At 74.1% G+C, this 19,617-nt stretch carries 13 protein-coding genes; 4 read left to right on the top strand and 9 right to left on the bottom strand.

The genetic code is table 11. The features are described from left to right. Nucleotides 1–428 precede the first annotated feature (428 nt). Together ACIO92_RS19530 and ACIO92_RS19525 are read left to right on the top strand one after the other, a co-directional pair. Nucleotides 429–716 (top strand): WhiB family transcriptional regulator, encoded by a 288-nt coding sequence (locus ACIO92_RS19530; protein WP_366445828.1) that lies wholly within the window; start codon nt 429–431, stop codon nt 714–716. A 921-nt stretch (nt 717–1,637) separates the two neighbouring features. Further along, a complete protein-coding gene (locus ACIO92_RS19525) occupies nt 1,638–3,224 on the top strand; it encodes a GMC family oxidoreductase (protein WP_402281880.1) in 1,587 nt (528 codons plus the stop codon). Between the two features lie 43 nt (nt 3,225–3,267). Here ACIO92_RS19525 and ACIO92_RS19520 read toward each other — a convergent pair whose 3' ends face one another. Then, nucleotides 3,268–6,642 (bottom strand): pyruvate carboxylase, encoded by a 3,375-nt coding sequence (locus tag ACIO92_RS19520; RefSeq protein ID WP_366445826.1) that lies wholly within the window; start codon nt 6,640–6,642, stop codon nt 3,268–3,270. Nucleotides 6,643–7,083: 441 nt separating this feature from the next. On the opposite strand from ACIO92_RS19520, the gene ACIO92_RS19515 reads away from it, so the two are divergent. Further along, the gene (locus ACIO92_RS19515) at nt 7,084–8,694 is read left to right on the top strand and encodes an alpha/beta fold hydrolase (protein WP_402281882.1); all 1,611 of its coding nucleotides are present in this window, start codon (nt 7,084–7,086) and stop codon (nt 8,692–8,694) included. Between the two features lie 165 nt (nt 8,695–8,859). Here ACIO92_RS19515 and ACIO92_RS19510 read toward each other — a convergent pair whose 3' ends face one another. Together ACIO92_RS19510 and ACIO92_RS19505 are read right to left on the bottom strand one after the other, a co-directional pair. Next, complete coding sequence (locus ACIO92_RS19510) at nt 8,860–10,536, bottom strand: acyl-CoA dehydrogenase family protein (protein ID WP_402281884.1); 1,677 nt, start codon at nt 10,534–10,536, stop codon at nt 8,860–8,862. Continuing rightward, nucleotides 10,533–11,297 (bottom strand): TetR/AcrR family transcriptional regulator, encoded by a 765-nt coding sequence (locus tag ACIO92_RS19505; protein WP_402281886.1) that lies wholly within the window; start codon nt 11,295–11,297, stop codon nt 10,533–10,535. The genes ACIO92_RS19510 and ACIO92_RS19505 overlap by 4 nt, the downstream gene beginning before the upstream one ends. 164 nt (nt 11,298–11,461) lie before the next feature. On the opposite strand from ACIO92_RS19505, the gene ACIO92_RS19500 reads away from it, so the two are divergent. Next, nucleotides 11,462–13,519 (top strand): NAD-binding lipoprotein, encoded by a 2,058-nt coding sequence (locus tag ACIO92_RS19500; protein ID WP_402281888.1) that lies wholly within the window; start codon nt 11,462–11,464, stop codon nt 13,517–13,519. 80 nt (nt 13,520–13,599) lie between these two features. Here ACIO92_RS19500 and ACIO92_RS19495 read toward each other — a convergent pair whose 3' ends face one another. The 6 genes from ACIO92_RS19495 to ACIO92_RS19470 are packed head-to-tail and all read right to left on the bottom strand — an operon-like array spanning nt 13,600 to nt 19,158. Further along, nucleotides 13,600–14,844, bottom strand: coding sequence for a cytochrome P450 (locus tag ACIO92_RS19495; RefSeq protein WP_366445822.1), 1,245 nt, complete (start codon nt 14,842–14,844; stop codon nt 13,600–13,602). After that, nucleotides 14,841–16,070 (bottom strand): cytochrome P450, encoded by a 1,230-nt coding sequence (locus tag ACIO92_RS19490; protein WP_366445821.1) that lies wholly within the window; start codon nt 16,068–16,070, stop codon nt 14,841–14,843. Before ACIO92_RS19490 ends, ACIO92_RS19495 begins: the two co-directional genes overlap by 4 nt. Then, on the bottom strand, nt 16,067–16,696 hold the full coding sequence (locus ACIO92_RS19485) for an ATP/GTP-binding protein (RefSeq protein ID WP_366445820.1): 630 nt from the start codon (nt 16,694–16,696) through the stop codon (nt 16,067–16,069). Before ACIO92_RS19485 ends, ACIO92_RS19490 begins: the two co-directional genes overlap by 4 nt. Beyond that, on the bottom strand, nt 16,677–17,030 hold the full coding sequence (locus ACIO92_RS19480; protein ID WP_366445819.1) for a DUF742 domain-containing protein: 354 nt from the start codon (nt 17,028–17,030) through the stop codon (nt 16,677–16,679). The genes ACIO92_RS19485 and ACIO92_RS19480 overlap by 20 nt, the downstream gene beginning before the upstream one ends. Next, nucleotides 17,027–17,428, bottom strand: a complete 402-nt coding sequence (locus ACIO92_RS19475; RefSeq protein ID WP_351790508.1) for a roadblock/LC7 domain-containing protein — start codon at nt 17,426–17,428, stop codon at nt 17,027–17,029. The genes ACIO92_RS19480 and ACIO92_RS19475 overlap by 4 nt, the downstream gene beginning before the upstream one ends. Beyond that, nucleotides 17,425–19,158, bottom strand: a complete 1,734-nt coding sequence (locus tag ACIO92_RS19470; RefSeq protein WP_402281891.1) for an ATP-binding protein — start codon at nt 19,156–19,158, stop codon at nt 17,425–17,427. Before ACIO92_RS19470 ends, ACIO92_RS19475 begins: the two co-directional genes overlap by 4 nt. Nucleotides 19,159–19,617: the final 459 nt, after the last annotated feature.

Raw genomic sequence — 19,617 nt, 5'->3', positions numbered from 1 at the left:
GCGCCTGACGTGCCCGCCCCCGCCCGTCCCCGCTCGGCTCCCGCCCGTACCCGCTCGACCCTGCTCGGTCCCGTGCGGCTCCCCCCGTCCGCCCCGACTCTGTCCGAACGTCCTTGCCTTTCCCGGCCCTTGTCGGCCCGCTCGGCCCTGCCCGCCGTCCGGACGGAGTCTGGCGCTTGTGGTGCCAGAGAGAAGCGGGGTGACGGAGGGGAGGGTGAATTGAGTGTCCAATTCGCCCGCCGATGTCGGTTTTCCTGCCCTGTCACGCTTCCCGAGGTGACGGATATCGACTCCGAGTGTCACCCGATGTGGCGAAGTACGGGGCGAGATGTGGACCTGTGGCACGTGCCTCCGTAGCGTGCCTGCTCTGTCGGACGCCGTCGGGGACGGCGCATCGGAGGAGGGGGAGCGGAGTGGAAGGCACCTGGATGTCGTCCGGGTCGTGCCGCGAAGTGAGCGCGGACGATCTTTTCGTCGAGGGGGCGGCCCAGAACCGGGCCAAGGCGGTGTGCACGGGATGTCCCGTGCGCGCCGAATGCCTCGCGTACGCGCTCGACGGACGGATCGAGCACGGGGTCTGGGGCGGGATGACCGAGCGCGAACGCCGGGCCCTGCTCAAGCGCAGGCCCACGGTCGGGTCCTGGGCCGGACTCCTGGAGGCCGCCCGGCGCGAACACGACACCGGTTCCGCCGGTGCCGAGCGGCACAGCGCCTGAGCCGGTGCCGCGACCGGCCCGAGTCGTCGTCAGCCGTTCGTGAGGAACTCCCGGGCCCACGGGGCCCGGTGCTCAGCCGCGCGGGGCGGCGGTGCCGTCGGGAGTGCGTCCGGCGCGCCCGGCACCCCGGACCCCGCCGGACGGCCGGAGGGCAGCCGCGCCGGATCGATGCCGTCGCGGCGGGCGACGAGGACCACCGGGATATGACGGCGTCGGCGCCCGCGAGGCGGAAGGCACCGGTCGCGTCGGACACCGCCGGTCCCGGAGGGCGGACGCCGGACCGGCGACATCGACCGGGCAGCGGACGTCGTCCGTGAAGAGGACACCGCCCCGGTGCCGGAGACGAGTTCACGGACCGGACGCTCCTGCGGGCAGCCGCCTTCCCCGTGCCTCGCACGCGGAGCCCCCGGACAGGGCGAGACGCTCGTGCGCGGAGCCGCCGTCGACGAATCGGGGAGCCGCGGGCCCTCACCGCGTCACCGTGGAGGACGCGTACCGCCGTCCCGTCCGTGGCCTTCGCCACCCCGTACGGCGTCACCGGATCGGGTGGATCCGTCCCTACGCGCCGCACGTACGTACCGCCGTACGCACGTCCCGTCCCGGGAACACCACGTCGCTCGACACGCGCACCGGACGGATGCCTCGGTCAGCCGTACTGGCCGGGTCAGCCGGGTCAGCCGGACGGCCCAGTCGCCCCCACCACGGGAGGCGTTGATCACCGGGCAGCGGACGAAGAGGCCGACCGGGCGGTGGCAGAGGTCATCCAGCCGCTGACGTCGCGTCAACCCGCCGTACGGAGAAAGCCCGACACGCCCCCCGGACGGTACGGCCGCCTTCCCGCCCCGCCGGTACCGCGCCCCTAGGATGCGGTCGCCATCGCCGGACCTCGCCACGCCGAGGCAGAGTCGTGCAGGAGCCGCCATGCCCACCCTCGACGTCGACTACGTGGTGGTCGGAGCAGGCACGGCCGGATGCGTCCTGGCCGAACGGCTCTCGGCCGACCCCGGGGTCACCGTGGCCGTGCTCGAAGGGGGCGGCCCCGGCCGGCATCCCGCGATCCGCGTCCCGCTCGCCTTCTCCCGGCTCTTCGGCACCCGCTACGACTGGCGGTACCGCACCCTCCCGCAGACCGGACTCGACGGCCGCTCCCTGCACTGGCCGCGCGGCAAGGGCCTCGGCGGCTGCTCCCTCCTCAACGCGCAGGTATGGGCCCGCGGCCACCGGGACGACTACGACTCCTGGGCCGCCGAGGCGGGCCCCGCCTGGTCCTACCGGGAGACGCTGCCCTACTTCCACCGCGCCGAACGCCGGTCCGGCACCAACTCCGACCGCGCCTACGGCGACACCGGAGCCCTGTGGATCGAGGAACTCCGCTCGCCCAACCCCACCACCACCGCCTTCCTGCGGGCCTGCGGGGAAGCGGGCCACACCCGGCTCCCCGAGACCAACGCCGCCGACAACACGGGCTACGGCCCCAGCCCGGTCACCCAGCACACGGGCCGCCGGTTCAGCTGCGCCGACGCCTATCTGCGCCCCGCCCGCCGCCGCCCCAACCTCACGGTCCTCACCCGGGTCCTGGTCCACCGCCTCACCCTGGACGGCGACCGGGTCACCGGAGTCACCGCGACCGACCGGCGGGGCGGGGAACTGCACGTGACCGCGCGCCGCGAAGTCGTCCTCAGCGCCGGGGCCGTCGGCAGCCCCCATCTGCTCCAGCTCTCCGGGATCGGCGACCCCGAGGCCCTCACCGAGGCGGGCATCACCCCGCGCGTCCCCCTCCCCGGAGTCGGCCGCAACCTCCAGGACCACCTCTCCGTCATGCTGGTCTCCCGCTGCCCCGAACCCGTCACGCTGGCCGCCGCCCAGTCGCCCAGGGCCCTCGCCTCCTACCTGCTGCGCCGCAGGGGCCCCCTCACCTCCAACATCGGCGAAGCCCTGTGCTTCGTCCGCACCCGCCCGGACCTCTCCGCACCCGACATCGAACTGGGCCACATCCCCGCCCCCTACCTCAGCCGCGACGCCGAACCCTCGGCCGAACACGGCACCTCCCTCGCCGTCGTCCTGCTGCGGCCCCACAGCCGGGGAACCCTCCGGGCGACCTCCGCCGACCCCACCGTCCCTCCCGCGATCGACCCCGGCTACCTCACCGACCCCGAAGGCGCCGACCTCGCCACCCTGATCAGGGGCGTACGAGCCGCCCGGCACGTCCTCGAAGCCCCGTCCCTCGCGCCCTACATCGGCGCGCCCTGGCCCCCCGGGCCCGACCTCACCGACGACGAGGCCCTCACCGCCCACATCCGGCACACCGCGGACACCACCTTCCACCCGGTCGGCACCTGCCGGATGGGCACCGGCGACTCCACGGTCGTCGACCCCGAACTGCGCGTCCACCACCTCCGGGGGCTGCGGGTGGCGGACGCCTCCGTCATGCCGTCCCTCGTCCGGGGCCACCCCCAGGCCCCCACCGTCATGATCGCCGAGCGGGCGGCCGACCTGATCGCACGGTGACCGCCGGGGCGCCCGGAGCACACGGCCCCGGGCGCCCCGGGGTTCAGACGATCTCGACGAGCAGGTCGCCGCCCTCCACCTGCTGGACCCGGGTGACGGCCAGCCGGGACACCCGGCCGCCCCGCACGGCCGTGATCGAGGCCTCCATCTTCATCGCCTCGATCGTGGCCACCGTCGTACCGGCCTCGACCTCGTCGCCTTCGGCGACCGTCAGGGTGACCACGCCCGCGAACGGCGCGGCCACGTGCCCCGGGTCCGACCGGTCGGCCTTCTCGGTCGCCGGGAGGTCCGCCGCGGCGGCCCGGTCCCGTACCTGGATCGGCCGCAACTGCCCGTTCAGGGTGGACAGGACCGTGCGCATCCCGCGCTCGTCGGCCTCGCCCACCGCCTCCAGCTCGATGAGCAGCCGCACACCGGGCCCGAAGTCGACGGCGTACTCCTTCCCGGGGCGCAGCCCGTAGAAGAAGTCCTTGCTGTCGAGCACGCTGGTGTCGCCGTACGCCTGCCGGTGCGCCTCGAACTCCTTCGCCGGGCCGGGGAAGAGCAGCCGGTTCAGCGTCGCCCGCCGGTCCTTGTCCAGCCCCTCGCGGTCCTCCGGGGTCAGCTCGCGCACCGGCCTGGGCCCGGCGCGGCCCTCCAGCGCCTTGGTGCGGAACGGCTCGGGCCAGCCGCCGGGCGGGGTGCCCAGCTCGCCGTGGAGGAAGCCGACGACCGAGTCGGGGACGTCGTAGCGGTTCGGCGCCGCCTCGAAGTCCTCGGGCGCCACCCCGGCGCCGACGAGGTGCAGCGCCAGGTCGCCGACGACCTTCGACGACGGCGTGACCTTCACCAGCCTGCCCAGCATCCGGTCGGCGGCGGCGTACGTCGCCTCGATGTCCTCGAAGCGGTCGCCGAGCCCGAGGGCGACCGCCTGGGTGCGCAGGTTGGAGAGCTGCCCGCCGGGGATCTCGTGGTGGTACACCCGCCCGGTCGGCGCGCCGAGGCCCGCCTCGAACGGGGCGTAGACCTTGCGGACGCTCTCCCAGTACGGCTCCAGGTCGCCGACCGCCCGCAGCCCGAGGCCGGTGGGACGTGCGGAGTGGTCGGTCGCGGCGACGATCGCGGACAGCGAGGGCTGCGAGGTGGTCCCGGCCATGGACGCCACCGCGCCGTCCACCGCGTCCGCCCCCGCCTGGACCGCCGCGAGGTAGGTGGCGAGCTGCCCGCCCGCGGTGTCATGGGTGTGCAGGTGCACCGGCAGGTCGAACTCCCGCCGCAGCGCGGAGACCAGGGTGGCGGCGGCGGGTGCGCGCAGCAGCCCGGCCATGTCCTTGACCGCCAGGACGTGGGCCCCGGCGGCGACGATCTCCTCGGCCAGCCGCAGGTAGTAGTCCAGGGTGTAGAGCCGCTCCGCCGGGTCGGACAGATCGGCCGTGTAGCAGAGCGCGACCTCGGCGACCGCCGTCCCCGTCGCCCGTACGGCGTCGATGGCGGGCCGCATCTGCCCGACGTCGTTCAGCGCGTCGAAGATCCGGAAGACGTCGATGCCGGTGGCGGCGGCCTCCTGCACGAAGGCGTCGGTCACCTCGGTCGGATAGGGGGTGTAGCCCACGGTGTTGCGGCCCCGCAGCAGCATCTGCAGGCAGATGTTCGGCACGGCCTCGCGCAGGGCGGCGAGCCGCTCCCAGGGGTCCTCCGCGAGGAACCGCAGGGCGACGTCGTAGGTGGCGCCGCCCCAGCACTCCAGGGACAGCAGTCCCGGCAGGGTGTGCGCCACGGTCGGGGCGACGGCCAGCAGGTCCTTGGTGCGCACCCGGGTGGCCAGGAGCGACTGGTGGGCGTCGCGGAAGGTGGTGTCGGTGACGCCCAGCGTCGGCGACTCGCGCAGGCTCCGCGCGAAGCCCTCGGGGCCCAGCTCGGCGAGGCGCTGCCGGGAACCGGCCGGGGGCTCTCCCGGGGGCAGCGGGGGCAGCTTCTCGGTGGGCGTGATCAGTTCGGGCCGGGGGCCGTGCGGCTTGTTCACGGTGACGTCGGCGAGGTACGTGAGCAGCTTCGTGCCCCGGTCGGCCGAGTGGCGTGCGGTGAGCAGGTGCGGCCGCTCCTCGATGAAGGCCGTGGTGACCCGTCCGGCGCGGAAGTCCGGGTCGTCGAGGACGGCTTGGAGGAAGGGGATGTTCGTGGACACGCCCCGGATGCGGAACTCGGCCACGGCCCGCCGCGCCCGGCCGACGGCGGACTCGAAGTCCCTTCCCCGGCAGGTGAGTTTGACCAGCATCGAGTCGAAGTGGGCGCTGACCTCCGTACCGGCGTGGGTGGTGCCGCCGTCGAGGCGGATGCCCGAGCCGCCGGGGGAGCGGTAGGCGCTGATCATGCCGGTGTCCGGGCGGAAGCCGTTGGACGGGTCCTCGGTGGTGATCCGGCACTGGAGCGCGGCGCCGCGCAGGACGACGGACTCCTGGGTCAGGCCGAGGTCGGCGAGGGTCTCCCCGGCGGCGATCCGCAGCTGCGACTGCACCAGGTCGATGTCGGTGACCTCCTCGGTGACCGTGTGCTCGACCTGGATGCGCGGGTTCATCTCGATGAAGACGTGCTTGCCCTCGGGGTCGAGGAGGAACTCGACGGTGCCCGCGTTGCGGTAGCCGATGCGGCGGGCGAACCGTACGGCGTCGTCGCAGATCCGCTGCCGCAGCTCCGGGTCGAGGTTCGGGGCGGGTGCGAGCTCGACGACCTTCTGGTGGCGGCGCTGGACCGAGCAGTCCCGCTCGTACAGGTGGATGACGTCGCCCCGGCCGTCGGCGAGGATCTGCACCTCGATGTGCCGGGGGTCGACCACCGCCTTCTCCAGGAAGACGGTGGCGTCGCCGAAGGCGGACTCGGCCTCGCGGGCCGCCGCCTCGATCGACTCGCGCAGCGCGGCCGGTTCCGCCACCCGGCGCATACCGCGCCCGCCGCCGCCCGCGACGGCCTTGACGAAGAGGGGGAAACCGATGTCCGCTGCGGCGGCGACCAGTTCGTCCACGTCGGTGGAGGGCGCCGAGGAGCCGAGCACGGGGACGCCCGCCTCCCGGGCGGCGGCCACGGCCCGCGCCTTGTTCCCGGTCAGCTCCAGGGTCTCCACGGACGGGCCCACGAACGTGATGCCCGCCGCCTCGCAGGCGCGGGCGAGTTCCGGGTTCTCGGACAGGAAGCCGTAGCCCGGGTAGACCGCGTCGGCGCCCGCCCGGCGGGCCGCCCCGATGATCTCCTCGACGGAGAGGTAGGCCCGCACCGGGTGCCCCTGCTCCCCGATCTCGTACGCCTCGTCGGCCTTCAGCCGGTGCAGTGAGTTGCGGTCCTCGTGGGGGAAGACGGCGACGGTGCGCGCCCCCAGTTCGTAGCCCGCGCGGAACGCGCGAATCGCGATCTCGCCGCGGTTGGCTACCAGCACTTTGCGGAACATTTCTGATCCCTTCACCCTGCCGGTGACGAGCCCCACGGTGTCGGCGACACCTCCGCTCGGGCGCGTACGGCCGGTCGTTCCCGTGTCGCGTCCGGCGGGCGGCCGGCTCGTTCCGTCACGCTACGGGCTGCCCGAGGGCCGTCTGAAGGTTCCGGCGAAGTGACATGGATCATCGCGCCCGGCGTCCCCCGAACGGCGCCCGGCGGACGGGCCGGGCGCGGGGCTCGAACGTCCGGTGCACGCCCTCCCCGGCGGACGGTCCGTCAACCCCGATGAGAATCGCTGTAGTTGGGTTCTCCGCCTCGGGGACCATTCCCCCGGACCTGGTCTACTCCTCTGGTCGGAGAGGAAGGAGGACCGCCGGGGGATTACCCGCCGCCACCGGATGCGAAAAGGTGTGCGGGACCGATCCATCCGTCCGTCGCAAGGATCTGACCCACTGTGCGAAGCAGACGAATAGCATCCGTCGTGGCCATCAGCGCCGTCGCCGCGCTCGTGCCCGCGCTCACGCCCGCTGTCGCCTCCGCGAACGCCCCGGCCGCCACGATCTCGCCGAGGACCGCCACCGCCGCGTCCCTGGCCGACTTCACGGGGCAGAAGCCGCGCTGGAAGCGCTGCAACCCCCAGGACCCCGCCGCCTACCAGTGCGCCACGATCAAGGTGCCGCTCGACTACACCCGGCCGAACGGCAGGACCCTCGACCTCGCGATCTCCCGGGTCAAGGCGACCAGCGCCGGGGACCGGCGCGGCGTGCTGCTCCTGAACCCCGGCGGCCCCGGCGGCGCCGGGCTCGACATGCCCCTGTACATGGGGCCCGAGCTGCCCGACTCGGTCAAGAAGCAGTACGACCTCATCGGCTTCGACCCCCGGGGCGTCGCCCAGAGCTCCCCCGTGAGCTGCGGACTCACCGCCGAGGAGGGGAACTGGCAGCGCCCGTACAAGGCCGAGAAGTTCGCCGCCGACGTCGCCTGGGCACGGACCGTGGCGGAGAAGTGCCGGGCGAAGAGCGGTGCCGTCCTGCCCCACCTCACCACCCGCAACACCGCCCGTGACATGGACGTGATCCGCGCGGTGCTCGGCGAGAAGAAGATCTCGTACCTGGGGTACTCGTACGGCACCTACCTGGGCGCCGTCTACACGCAGCTGTTCCCGCGGCGGACCGACCGGTTCGTGCTCGACAGCGCGGTCGACCCCGCGCGGATCTGGCGGGGCATGATCCAGGTGTGGGCCGAGGGCGCGGAGCCCGCGTTCACCCGCTGGACCACCTGGACCGCCGAGCGCCACACCACGTACGGGCTCGGCACCACCCCCGCCGCCGTCCGCCAGACCTTCTGGGACCTCGTCGCGCGGGCCGACCGCAAGCCCATCGACCTGGAGGGCACCCTCCTGAACGGTGACGACATCCGCTCCGCCCGGCAGGTGTTCTTCAACCCTGAGTGGGCCGCCGACCTGGTCGCGCGGCTGAAGAAGGCGGCGGAGACCGGCACGCCCGCGACGGCACCCGCCCGCCGGAGCGCGTCCCCGGAGCGCGTCCCGTCGTCGTTCGCCCGCGCCGTCCCCGAGGACAACATGGACGCCGCCTTCTGGTCCGTGGTGTGCGCCGACACCCGCGCCTGGCCGCGCGACCCGGAGCAGTACCGCCGGGACGCGATCGCCGACAAGGTGACGTACCCGCTGTACGGCGACTTCGCGTCGAACATCAAGCCGTGCGCGTTCTGGCAGCAGGGCTCCGAGCCCGCCACCCGGATCGACAACGAGGTCGGCGCGCTCATCCTGCAGAACGAGTGGGACTCCCAGACCCCGCTGGTCAGCGGGCAGGGCCTGCGCCGGGTCATGAAGGGCGCCCGGATGGCCACCGTCCTCGGCGGCCAGGGACACGGCGTCTACGGCACCAAGTCCTGCGCCGACCGGACCGCCACCGCCTATCTGACGACGGGCCGACTGCCCGCGTCGGACGTGACCTGCCAGGCGGTGCCGAACCCGGCGGCGAACGGCCTGCTGGACCCGGCGCCGGGAACCCCGGGCCTGCCGGTCCCGCAGGACCGCTTCTGACCGCACTCCGATACGGCGTGTGACGTGGGGCCCTCCCTTCCGGGGAGGGCCCCACCGTCCTTCCTTCCGGGGGAGGCCCCACCATCCTTCCGGGAGGGCCCCGCCCCCTGTTCCGGGGAGGCCCACCGCCCGTTCCGGTGTTCCGGGGCGGGCCCCGCCGTCCGTTCAGCCCGTGGCCCCCGGCAGCCGGGCGATCACGCCCGCGAAGTCCGTGCCCGGGGGAAGGGTGCCGAACGCCAGGCCCCGGTCACCGGCCAGCCGGGAGGCGCAGAACGCGTCGGCCACCGCGTGCGGCGCGTGCCGCACCAGCAGCGCACCCTGGAGGACGAGCGCCAGCCGCTCCACCAGACGGCGGGCGCGCAACTGGGCGTCCTCGGTGAGGACCAGTTCGCCGCGCAGTCCGCGCCAGGCCGTGTCCAGCCGGGCGTCACCGCCCGAGGCGGCCTCGACCTCCGCGCGGAAGGCCTCCAGGGACTCCGGCTCACGGGTCAGCGCCCGCAGCACGTCGAGGGCGTTGACATTGCCCGACCCCTCCCAGATGCCGTTCAGCGGGGCCTCGCGGTAGAGGCGGGGCATCCCGGAGGCCTCGTCGTAGCCGTTGCCGCCGAGGCATTCCAGCGCCTCGGCGACGGCGGGCGGCTGACGCTTGCACACCCAGTACTTGCCGACGGCGGTGGCGAGCCGCAGAAAGGCCCGCTCGCCCTCGTCGCCCCGCAGGGCCCGGTCGGCGGCCCCGGCGATCCGCAGGGCCAGCGTGGTCGCCGCCTCCGACTCGACGCCCAGGTCGGCGATGACATTGCGCATCAGCGGCTGGTCGACGAGCCGGGCGCCGAACACCTCGCGGTGCCGGATGTGGTGCGCGGCCTGCGCGAGTGCCGCGCGGGTGCCGGACGCGGAACCGAGGACGCAGTCGAGCCGGGTCATCGTCACCATGTCGATGATGGTCCGCACGCCCTGGCCCTCGGCCCCGACCGCCCAGGCCACGGTGTCGTCGAACTCCGGCTCACCGCTGGCGTTGCTGCGGTTGCCCAGCTTGTCCTTCAGCCGCTGGACGCGGAAGGTGTTGCGCGAGCCGTCGGGCAGCACCCGGGGGACCAGGAAGCAGGACAGACCGCCGGGCGCCTGCGCCAGCACGAGGAACAGGTCGTTCATCGGGGCGCTGGTGAACCACTTGTGGCCGCGCAGCCGCCAGGTGCCGTCCGCCGCCTCCACCGCCGTGGTGCTGTTGGTACGGACGTCGGTGCCGCCCTGCTTCTCCGTCATGCCCATCCCGGCGAGCAGCCCGCGCTTCTCCGCCGGGGCGCGCAGCCCGGGGTCGTACACCCGGCTGGTCAGCAGCGGCTCGTACAGCCCGGCGAGCGCGGGCGCCGCCCGCAGGGCGGGGACGGCGGCGTACGTCATCGACACCGGGCAGCCGTGGCCCGCCTCGGCGGTGCTCCACACCATGAACCCGGCGGCGCGGGCCACATGGGCGCCGGGCCTGGGGTCGGCCCAGGCCGCGCCGCCGAGACCCTCGCCGATCGCCTCCCGCACCAGGGAGTGGTAGGCGGGATGGAAGTCGATCTCGTCGACCCGGTTGCCGTACCGGTCGTGGGTGCGCAGCTCCGGCTCGTGCCGGTTGGCCTCCTCCGCCCACCGCTGGACCTCCTCGGAGCCCGTACGGCGGCCGATCCGGTGCAGGTCGTCCAGACACCAGCCCGCGCCCTCGCGGCGCACGCCCTCCAGGAGGACGGCGTCGTCGGCGACGTCGTGCCCGACGAGCGGCGGGACCTGGTTGGTGACGTCATGGGTGCGCGCGGTGGGCTCGCTGCGCAGCGGGGGTGTGCCGGTGGTCGCGGTCATGACGGGTCCTCCTGGTTCGATGGGCGCGGCGCGGCGGGACAGGCACCGGCGCAGCGCAGGGCGAGGGCGGTGAGTTCGGCGAGCAGCGTGTCGATGGCAGGGCCGGTCGCGTAGCCGAGGCCGGAGGGGCCACCGGTCGTGCGGCCGTCGGCAGTGCGGCCGTCCGGGGTGAAGCCGTTCGTGGTGCGACCGTCCGCGGTGAGGCCGGGCGGGGCGCCGGGCGCCTCGCCGACCGCGCCGAGCGGGTCCACGAGGACCTCGCCGACGGCACCGGTCAGCGCGGCGGCCGTGAGGTGCGGGTCCTGCGGGGGCAGCAGTCCGGCGGCGACGCCCTCGCGGACCACCTCGGCGAAGAGCGCGCGGTAGCGGCGGCGGAACTCCAGCCGCTCGGCGCCGAGCGCCGGTTCGGCCGGTGCCGCGAGCAGGGCGTAGGCGAGACCGGGGCGTTCCAGGGCGCGCAGGGCGAACACCCGGACGCCGTGGGCCAGCCGCTCGACCGGGTCGCCCCCGCCCCGCAGCACCTCGCCCAGCACCTCGGCCTCGCGGCCCGAGGCGCGCCGGAAGACCTCCACGGCGAGGGCCGCCTTGGAGGGGAAGTGCTGGTAGACGGAACCGGCGGCGATGCCCGCCGCCGCGGCGACGGCGGTCACCGAGGCGCCCGCCCAGCCCGCCTCGGCCACGACCTCGGTGGCCTGGGCGACCAGACGTTCACGGGCGGACCGGAGCCGTTCGAGCTCGGCGGGTGTCTTGCGGTAGGCCACATCAAGAAGTGAACCACCGTTCAGTTCTTCCTGCCAGCCCCCGGACCACTCCGCTCGCACGCCCGACCGAGTCGTCCCCCGGTTCCCCGCCCGGTGATCCCGAAGGGATGAATGTGCCCCGATGGCGCTTTCGCCGGACCGGGACGGACCGCCACCCTGCTGACGTGCGCAGACAAGGCAACAAGGTCGTCCCCGCCCAGCGGAGCGCCGCACCGCCGACCGGGGGACGCCCGGACCGGGACCCGGCCGCGCCCCCGGAACGCCCCGCCCCGCGCGGCCACGCCGAGGCCCGGCTCCGCTACTGGTTCGACAGCGCGCTCACCCGGGGGACCCCCGCGCTCGTCGGCTGGCTCGCCCTCGCCTGCCTCGCCCTCGTCGTCCCCGTGAGCGCCCTGCTCGTCTGGACCGACCACCGGACCCCCGCCACCTTCGGAAGCCGGGTCGCGGCGGTCTGGCGGAACACCGGACAGACCCTCCGGCTGGGCGGCGAGGTGGGCCCCCCGCTCCGCGTCGCCCTCACCGTGCTCCTCGCGCTCATCGCCCTCTTCTACGTCTCCACCCTGGTCAGCCTCATCACCACCGGCATCACCGAACGCCTCCTCGCGCTCGACCGGGGTCACGCCCGGGTCGTGGAGAGCGGCCACACCGTCGTCCTCGGCTGGTCCGAACAGATCCCGACCGTCGTCCGCGAACTCGTCACCGCCCACGCCCACCGGCGCCGGGGCGTCATCGCGGTGCTCGCCGACCGCCCCAAGGCCGAGATGGAGGAGGAGTTCCGCGCCACCCTCGGCTTCACGGGCCGCACCCGGCTCCTCTGCCGCAACGGCCGTCCCACCGACCCCGTCGCACTGGACCGGGTCAGCCCGGCCACCGCGGAGTGCGTCCTCGTGCTGCCCCGGGACAGCCCCGGCCACGACGCCGAGGTCGTCAAGACCCTGCTCTCCCTCACGGCGACCGTCGGCGAGGACCACCCGGTGCGCGTCGTCGCCGCCGTACGCGGCGACCGCTACCTCGGCGCCGCCCGGCTCGCGGGCGGCGCCCGTACCGTCGTCCTGGACGCGGACGACATCTCCGCGCGGCTCCTCGCCCAGTGCGCCCGGCAGCCCGGACTCTCCCTCGTCTACGAGGAGTTGCTCGACTTCGCCGGACACGAGTTCCACACCGTGCGGGAACCGGGACCGCCCGGCCTGAGCTTCCACGAGGCCGCCGCGCGCTCCCCGGTCTCGGCCGTCGTCGGCATCGCCCGCGCCGACGGCACGGTCGTCCTCAACCCGCCCGGCCGCACCCCGCTCCTGGACGGCGACGCGCTGATCGTCCTCGCCGAGGACGACGACACCACGTACTGGACACCCGCACCCGCCCCGTACGACCCGACCGCCATTCGCACCGGGGACGTCGAGCCGGCCCCGTACGACCCGACGGCGGCGCGCATCGCCGCCCCCGAGCCCACCCCGGCGGGCCGTCGTCCCGAACGCTTCCTGCTGCTCGGGTGGAACCGTCGCGCCCACCGGATCGCCACCCGCCTCGCCCGGCACGCCCCGCCCGGCTCCCGGCTCGACGTGGTGGCCGAACAGCACGCCGCCTCCGACGTCGGGGACCTCGCCGGGAGCATCGGCCCGGGGCTCTCCGTGCACCACCGGCCCGGCGACCCGACCTCAGGGGCCGTCACGGACGCCCTGGACCTCACCGGCTACGACGCCGTGATCGTCCTCGCACCCGAACCCCGCCCCGGCCACGACGACCCGGACGACCGGACCCTCGTCACCCTGCTCCATCTGCGCGCGGGGGAACGGACCCGGGAGCCCGAGGAGGAGGCGGCGACGGGCGGCCTCCAGCACGTCCCGGTCGTCACGGAGATGGCCGACGACCGCAACCGGCGCATCGCCCCCCTCGCCCCCGGGGCGGACTACGTCGTCAGCGGCAGACTGATCGGGCTCCTCATGACACAGATCTCCCAGAACCCGCGGCTGGCCCCGGTCTTCCGGGAACTGCTCGGCGAGGGCGGAAACGGGCTCCACGTCCGTCCGGCGGACGCCTATGTCGTCACCGGCCGGGAGTTCTCCTTCGCGGCCGTCGCCGAGGCGGCCGCCCGCCGGGGGGAGTGCGCCCTCGGCTACCGCACCCGGGGCCTCGCCCACGGCGTGTGCGTCAATCCGCCGAAGTCCCTGGTCCGCCACTGGTACCCGGACGACCAGATCGTGGTCCTCGGACCGGAGGAGTGAGCGTCACCGGCCGGGAACGGACCCGGCCGACGACACCCACCCCACCGCCGTACGCCTCCGGGGGCGGCGCCCCGGGACCGTCAGCCCAGCAGGACCGGCAGGTCGAACAGGTCGTTCTGGGTGACGACCGGCTTGTTCCGCAGCTCCTCGCGCGGCACGGCGAGCCGCAGACCGGGGAAACGCGCGTAGAGCGCGGGCAGCGCCACCGACGCCTCCAGACGGGACAGCGCCGCACCGGGGCAGACGTGCGGGCCGTGCCCGAAGGAGATGTGCCGGTTGGGCGTCCGGGTGACGTCGAAGTCGCCCGCCGTCGGGCCGTGCTGCAGCTCGTCCCGGCCGATCGCGCCGTGCGACACGATGATCGCCTCGCCCTTCGGCAGCACCCGGTCGCCCACCTCGATGTCCTCGGCGGCGAACCGGATCAGCACGTGCGAGGTCGGCGTCGCCCAGCGCAGCGTCTCCTCGATGACGTTCTCCCACGGCACCTCGCCGGCGAGCACCCGCTCCCGCTGCTCGGGATGCGTCTCCAGGGCGACCACCGCGTTCACGATCAGACTGATGGTCGTCTCGTGACCGGCCGCCACCATCAGCTGGAGGGTGTTGGTGATCTCCTCCGTGGTGAGCCGGTCGCCGTCCTCCGACGCCTCGATCAGCGCGCTCGTCAGATCGTCGCCCGGCCGCTCCTTCTTGCCCGCCACGATCCCGGCGAAGAGCGTGCCGAGGTCCGCCATCATCCCCGGCACCTCCTCCGGCGGCGTCTGCGTCGAGAAGAACTTCTCGAACAGCGCCTTCATCCGGGGGTGGTCGGCCGCGTCCACGCCCATCAGCTCGCCGACCACGTTCATCGGCAGCGGGTACGCGAACTCCGCCTTCAGGTCCACGACCTCGCCCGCCGGACGCTCCGCGAGCCGGTCCAGCATCCCGGTCGTCAGCGCCTCGATCCCGGCGCGCAGCCGCTCCACCCGGCGCGCGGTCAGAGCCTGCGCCACCAGGCTCCGCAGCCGCCGGTGCTCCTCGCCGTCCACCGTCAGCATGGACCGGCCCGGGTTGGCCAGGCCGATCAGCGGCCAGTCCAGCGGGATCTCACCGCGCTGCCAGGCACCCCAGACCTCGATGTCCTTGACCAGCCGGGAGTCCGTGAGCAGCTTGCGCGCCTCGGCGTGGTGGGTGACGGCCCAGCAGGGCACCCCGCCCGGCAGCACCACCCGGGCCAGCGGACCGGCCGCGCGCAGCCGGGCGCTCTCGCCGTCCAGGTCGGTGACGAACGGGTCCAGGGCGATGGCCTCGGTGCCGGGCACGGCGGTGGGATCGTACGGGCAGCTCATCCGATGGCTCCAAGCGCGGGGGTCGGGGTGTACGTCACGGGGAGCGCGGTCAGACCGCGCAGCCAGGGGGAGGGGCGACGGGACAGGGCGCCCGCCGGGACGGCGAGGTCCACGTCCGGCAGCCGGTCGAGCAGCACCTCGATCCCCGTCCGGGCGATGGTCTCGGCCACCTCCTGGGCGGGGAACGGGCAGCGGTGCTCGCCGTGCCCGAAGGAGAGGTAGGCGTTGTTGCCGCCGGTGAGCGCCCCGGCGTCGGCGCGCACGTGCGGGTCGGAGTTGGCGGCTGCCAGGCCCAGGAGCAGCAGGTCGCCGCGGCCGATCCTGCGCCCGCCGAGGTGGGTGTCGCGGGAGGCCCAGCGGCCCGCCACGTTCTGGGTGGGGGTGTCCTCCCACAGGACCTCGTTCATCGCCTCGCCGACGCTGTGCCGGCCGCCGGAGAGCGAGGCGGCGAACCGGTCGTCGGTGAGCATCAGGCGCAGCGAGTTGCCGATCCAGTCGGCGGTCGGCTGGTGCCCGGCGGCCATCATCACCATGAGGTCCTGGGCGACCTCCTCGGTGTCGAACCCGGCGGTGTTGCCGATCATCCGGGAGGCCACGTCGTCGCTCGGCTCCGCCGCCTTGGCGGCGAGCAGCGCGAACATCGACTCGCCCAGGTGGCGCTGGCCCTCCAGGGCCCCCTCCTGGCCGTTGATCATGTCGTTGAGGGCGGTGACGAGTCCGGGGCCCTGCTCGTCGGCGAAGCCGTAGACGCTGGCGAGGACACGGACCGGGAGGAGCATCGCGTACTCGGCGACGATGTCGCACGAGCCCTTCCCGCAGAACCCGTCGATCAGTTCGTCGGCGAACCGCTCGGCGCGCTCGCGCAGCACGAACGGGTCGATCGCCTCCAGCGCGCCGGAGATGACGGCGGCCCGCTCGCGGTGCCGCTCGCCCACGGTGTAGAGGATGGACCGCTGCTTGCGGCCGATCATCGGGAGCAGCGGCCAGTCCGCCGGGATGGCGTCCCACTGGTTCCACAGGTCGGAGTCGCGGGAGAAGAGCACCGGGTCGCTGGTGACCTGGTGCAGCTCGCGGTAGCCGAGGACCAGCCAGGCGGGCACGTCGCCGTCCAGGACGACCGGGGCGACCGCTCCGTGGTCACGCCGGATCTGCCGGTACAGCTCGGCGGGGTCGGTCTGGAACCGGGGTCCGCCCAGCGGGACGGGCGGGGGTTCGGGGTGGGTCACGGGGTGGGCTCCGGTATCGGCGGGGACGTCGGCCGGGGGGTCGAGGCGACGACGGTGCGCAGGTGCTCGACGAGCGCGATGAGGACCTGCTTGCTGGACTCGCGGGAGCGGGCGTCGCAGAAGACCAGGGGGACCTCGTCGGCGAGGTCGAGGGCCTCGCGGATCTGGTCGGGCGAGTGGGCGCTCCCGCCGAAGTCGTTGCAGGCGACGACGAACGGTGTCCCGTGGTGTTCCAGGCGGTCGATCGCGTACCAGGAGTCCGCGAGGCGCCGGGTGTCGACGAGGACGACCGCGCCGAGGGTGCCGGAGAACAGCCGGTCCCACAGGAACCAGAACCGTTCCTGTCCCGGCGCGCCGAACAGGTAGAGGATGTTGCGGACGTCCAGCGAGATCCGGCCGAAGTCGAAGGCGACGGTGGTGGCCGTCTTCGCGGCGACGCCGACGGTGTCGTCGACTGCCTCGCCCGCCTGGGTCATGGTCTCCTCGGTGTTCAGCGGACGGATCTCGCTGACCGAGCGGACCAGGGTGGTCTTGCCGACGCCGAATCCACCGACGACGACGATCTTCAGTCCGTTGTCGGCGGTGCTGTGCAGGGTCTGGCGCTGTTCAGAGGTTACGGAGTCCAACGAGCACCTGCTCCAGGATGTCGTGATCGGGAAGGCGGTACGACGAGCGGGGATGCCGCACGTGGATACGGCCGGTGTCGTGCAGGTCGGCCAGGAGGATCCGGGTGATCGACACGGGCAGTCCGAGTTCGGCGGCGACTTCCACCACGGCGGTGGGGAAGCGGCACATACGGAGGATCGCGGCGTGCTCGGACTGCATACCGGGCACCGGATCGCTCTCGGAGACCACCAGGGTCACCAGGTCGAAGGAGTCCGAACCGGTCCGGCTCCGGCCGCCGGTGAGGGTGTAGAGCCGGTCGGGGGAGTCGTCCCTTCCCGGCCTGCCGCGGCTCATCCCCGGGGCCTTGCCACCAGGTGCTCGCCGAGCTGTTCGACGAGTTCCGACATGTTGTGGCCGACGAGTCCGGCGTCGGCGTCCTCGTCGGCGACCAGTGCGAGATGGGCGCCCTCGCCCGCCTCGACGATGAACAGGATGCCGCCGTAGAACTCGGCCATCGCGGAGCGGACCCCGCCGGTGCCGTCGCCGAACTCCACGGAGGCACCGTGCGACAGGCTCTGGATGCCCGCCGCGATGGCGGCGAGCTGGTCCGCCTGGTCGACGGAGAGCTCGGCGGTACGGCAGAGCTTCAGGCCGTCGCGGGAGAGCACCAGGGCGTGACGGGTGCCCGGGGTGCGTTCCAGCAGGCCCTCCAGGAGCCAGCTGAGCTTCTCGTCGGTGGTGGTGCCGGTCATCGGGAAGTGCCTTCCGGGTGCGGGGAGTTCGGGGTGTCGTGCGCGGCCGGGGCTTCGTCGCCTTCGGCCGGTTGGGCGGCTCCGGCCGGGGAGGCGCCGTCGCTCCCGGGGCCCTCACCGGGGGCGTGGGCGCCTGGGGTCTCCGGACGGTCGCCGGTCTCCGTCGCGCCGTCCCGCTCGCCCCCGGTGGGGGCGTCCGGCTGGGCGGCGGCGCGGACCGCCTGACGGAAGCTGCCGAAACGGGTGGCCGCCCCGGCCGCCGCGCCGGTGCGGGGCGCCGCTGCCTTGCGCGGCTTCGGGGCGGCGTCCGGCCCCTCGGGGTGGGCGGCGGCGAGGGCCCGGCCGCGGCGGCGCTGCGGCAGTCCGCTCTCGCCGAAGCTCGGGTGCTCGCCGGTGCTCTCGGCGGGGGCGTCGGGCGTGCTTCCGGGCTCGGTGCGCGGCGCGGGGATCCGGACGGCGGGCGCGGCCGGGGCCGGGGCGGTGCCGCCCGGGGCCGGGCTTTCCTGGGGCTCCGCGGCGACGGCCGGGTTCCCCGCGGCCTCCGGCGCGGTCCGCGTCTCGGCGGAGGCGCGGCTGATCAGTTCCTGGGGGAGCATCAGCAGGGCGCCGGTGCCGCCGCGCGCGGAGGGACGGAACGACACGGTCAGGCCGTGCTTGCGGGCCAGCCGACCGACGACGGCGAGGCCGAGCCGGGTACCGGAGAGACCGGCCAGGTCCTGGGTGACCGCTCCGACGGCCGACTCGGCGCGGCGGAGCTGGACGTCGCTCATGACGAGGCCGCTGTCCTCGACGGCGATCATGACACCGGCCGGGACCTCCTCCACGTACACGTGGACCTCGGCGTTCGGCGGCGAGAAGTTCGCCGCGTTGTCCATGAGTTCGGCCAGGGCGTGCATGACGCCCTCGGCGGCGTGTCCGGCGACGGCCGCGTCGCTGCTGGAGTGGAGACGGACGCGCTGGTAGCCGCCGATCCGGCCCATGGCACCGCGCAGGATCGACTCCATGACGATGGGACGGGCCCAGCGGCGGCCGGACCGGGCGCCGGTGAGGACGGCGACGGAGTCGGCGAGACGACCGGCCTGGGCGGTGCGGTGGTCGAGGTGGAGCAGGTCGGTGAGGACGTCCTCGTCCGCGTGACGGTGCTCCATCTCGCGCAGGTCGGCGAGCATACTGGTGGCGAGGGCCTGCATACGCCCGGCCGCGTTGGCGGACGCGGCCATGGCGGCGGAGCGGCCGGACTCGGCGCGGCGCAGCCGGAGCCGGGCGCCTTCGGCGTCGGCGGCCCGTGCGCGGGCGAGCGCGGTGGTCTCGGCGGTGTGGGTCCGGACGAGTTCCTCGACGTGGGCCGCCTGGGCGGCCGACGCCGAGGCGGTCTCGGACCGGTGGCGCTGTTCGAGCCGCGCGGTCTCCGCCTCGAACCGCTGCTTGAGGGCGGCGGTCTCGCGTTCGGCGGAGGCCTTGGACTGGGCCGCGTACGTCTCCCAGGAGGAGAGTTCGGCGGCGAGCCCGTCGGCGCGGCGGCCGAGCGCGCGTGCGGTCCGCGCGTACCAGGTGACGGCGAACGCCGCCGCCGACAGCAGCAGGACGCCACAGACGGCGGCCCAGGCGAGGGCGGTGCGGACATTCGGTGGCGCGGCGGTGACCGCGGCGGCTGCGATGGCACCGCCCGCGGCGGCCGTCAGCGACGAGGTGATCAGGGCGGGGCGAAGGGGGGTGGGTGACGCCGACATCAACCAGACTCTCGGGAGCGGGCACACGGGGAAGGGAGTCGCAATGTCGGCACTATAGATGCGTTGTTGATCAATACGGAACTCGATCGACCGGATCGACATCCTTTGCTTGGCCTATGTTCCCCCTATGCGTCCAAGAAGGTCCGTACTTGTTCATTCCATGGCGAAGTTCCTGCTCAGGAAGGGTTCCTGAGCTCTCGTCCGGTCCATTGGTACGGACCATGGGAAGGCTCGGCCGGTGCTGGGCGCGGTCCCGCCCGCGTACGAGACGGCCCCGACCCATGTGCGGCACGGCCCTGCCGGGCGTACGGCGCGGTCCCGCGACCCAAGGGCACGGTTCCGGCCCGCGCGCGACATGGTTCCGCCCGGCGCACGGCGTTCGTCCCGCCCGCGCACGCGGGGGTGCGCGGGCGGGACCCGGGGAACGGCCGGGACCGGGTACGCGAGGGAACGGCCGGT

This window comes from Streptomyces sp. NPDC087215, from assembly GCF_044744885.1.
Classification (GTDB): Bacteria; Actinomycetota; Actinomycetes; order Streptomycetales; family Streptomycetaceae; genus Streptomyces.
This window is presented reverse-complemented; position numbering and strand designations above follow the sequence as displayed.

What these genes read in the sequence shown, in the direction of transcription:
- ACIO92_RS19530 (WP_366445828.1), top strand. Translation starts at nt 429, where the DNA reads ATGTCGTCCGGGTCGTGCCGCGAAGTGAGCGCGGACGATCTTTTCGTC.
- ACIO92_RS19470 (WP_402281891.1), bottom strand. Translation starts at nt 19,158, where the DNA reads ATGTCGGCGTCACCCACCCCCCTTCGCCCCGCCCTGATCACCTCGTCG.
- ACIO92_RS19480 (WP_366445819.1), bottom strand. Translation starts at nt 17,030, where the DNA reads ATGAGCCGCGGCAGGCCGGGAAGGGACGACTCCCCCGACCGGCTCTAC.
- ACIO92_RS19520 (WP_366445826.1), bottom strand. Translation starts at nt 6,642, where the DNA reads ATGTTCCGCAAAGTGCTGGTAGCCAACCGCGGCGAGATCGCGATTCGC.
- ACIO92_RS19495 (WP_366445822.1), bottom strand. Translation starts at nt 14,844, where the DNA reads ATGAGCTGCCCGTACGATCCCACCGCCGTGCCCGGCACCGAGGCCATC.
- ACIO92_RS19510 (WP_402281884.1), bottom strand. Translation starts at nt 10,536, where the DNA reads ATGACCGCGACCACCGGCACACCCCCGCTGCGCAGCGAGCCCACCGCG.
- ACIO92_RS19475 (WP_351790508.1), bottom strand. Translation starts at nt 17,428, where the DNA reads ATGACCGGCACCACCACCGACGAGAAGCTCAGCTGGCTCCTGGAGGGC.
- ACIO92_RS19525 (WP_402281880.1), top strand. Translation starts at nt 1,638, where the DNA reads ATGCCCACCCTCGACGTCGACTACGTGGTGGTCGGAGCAGGCACGGCC.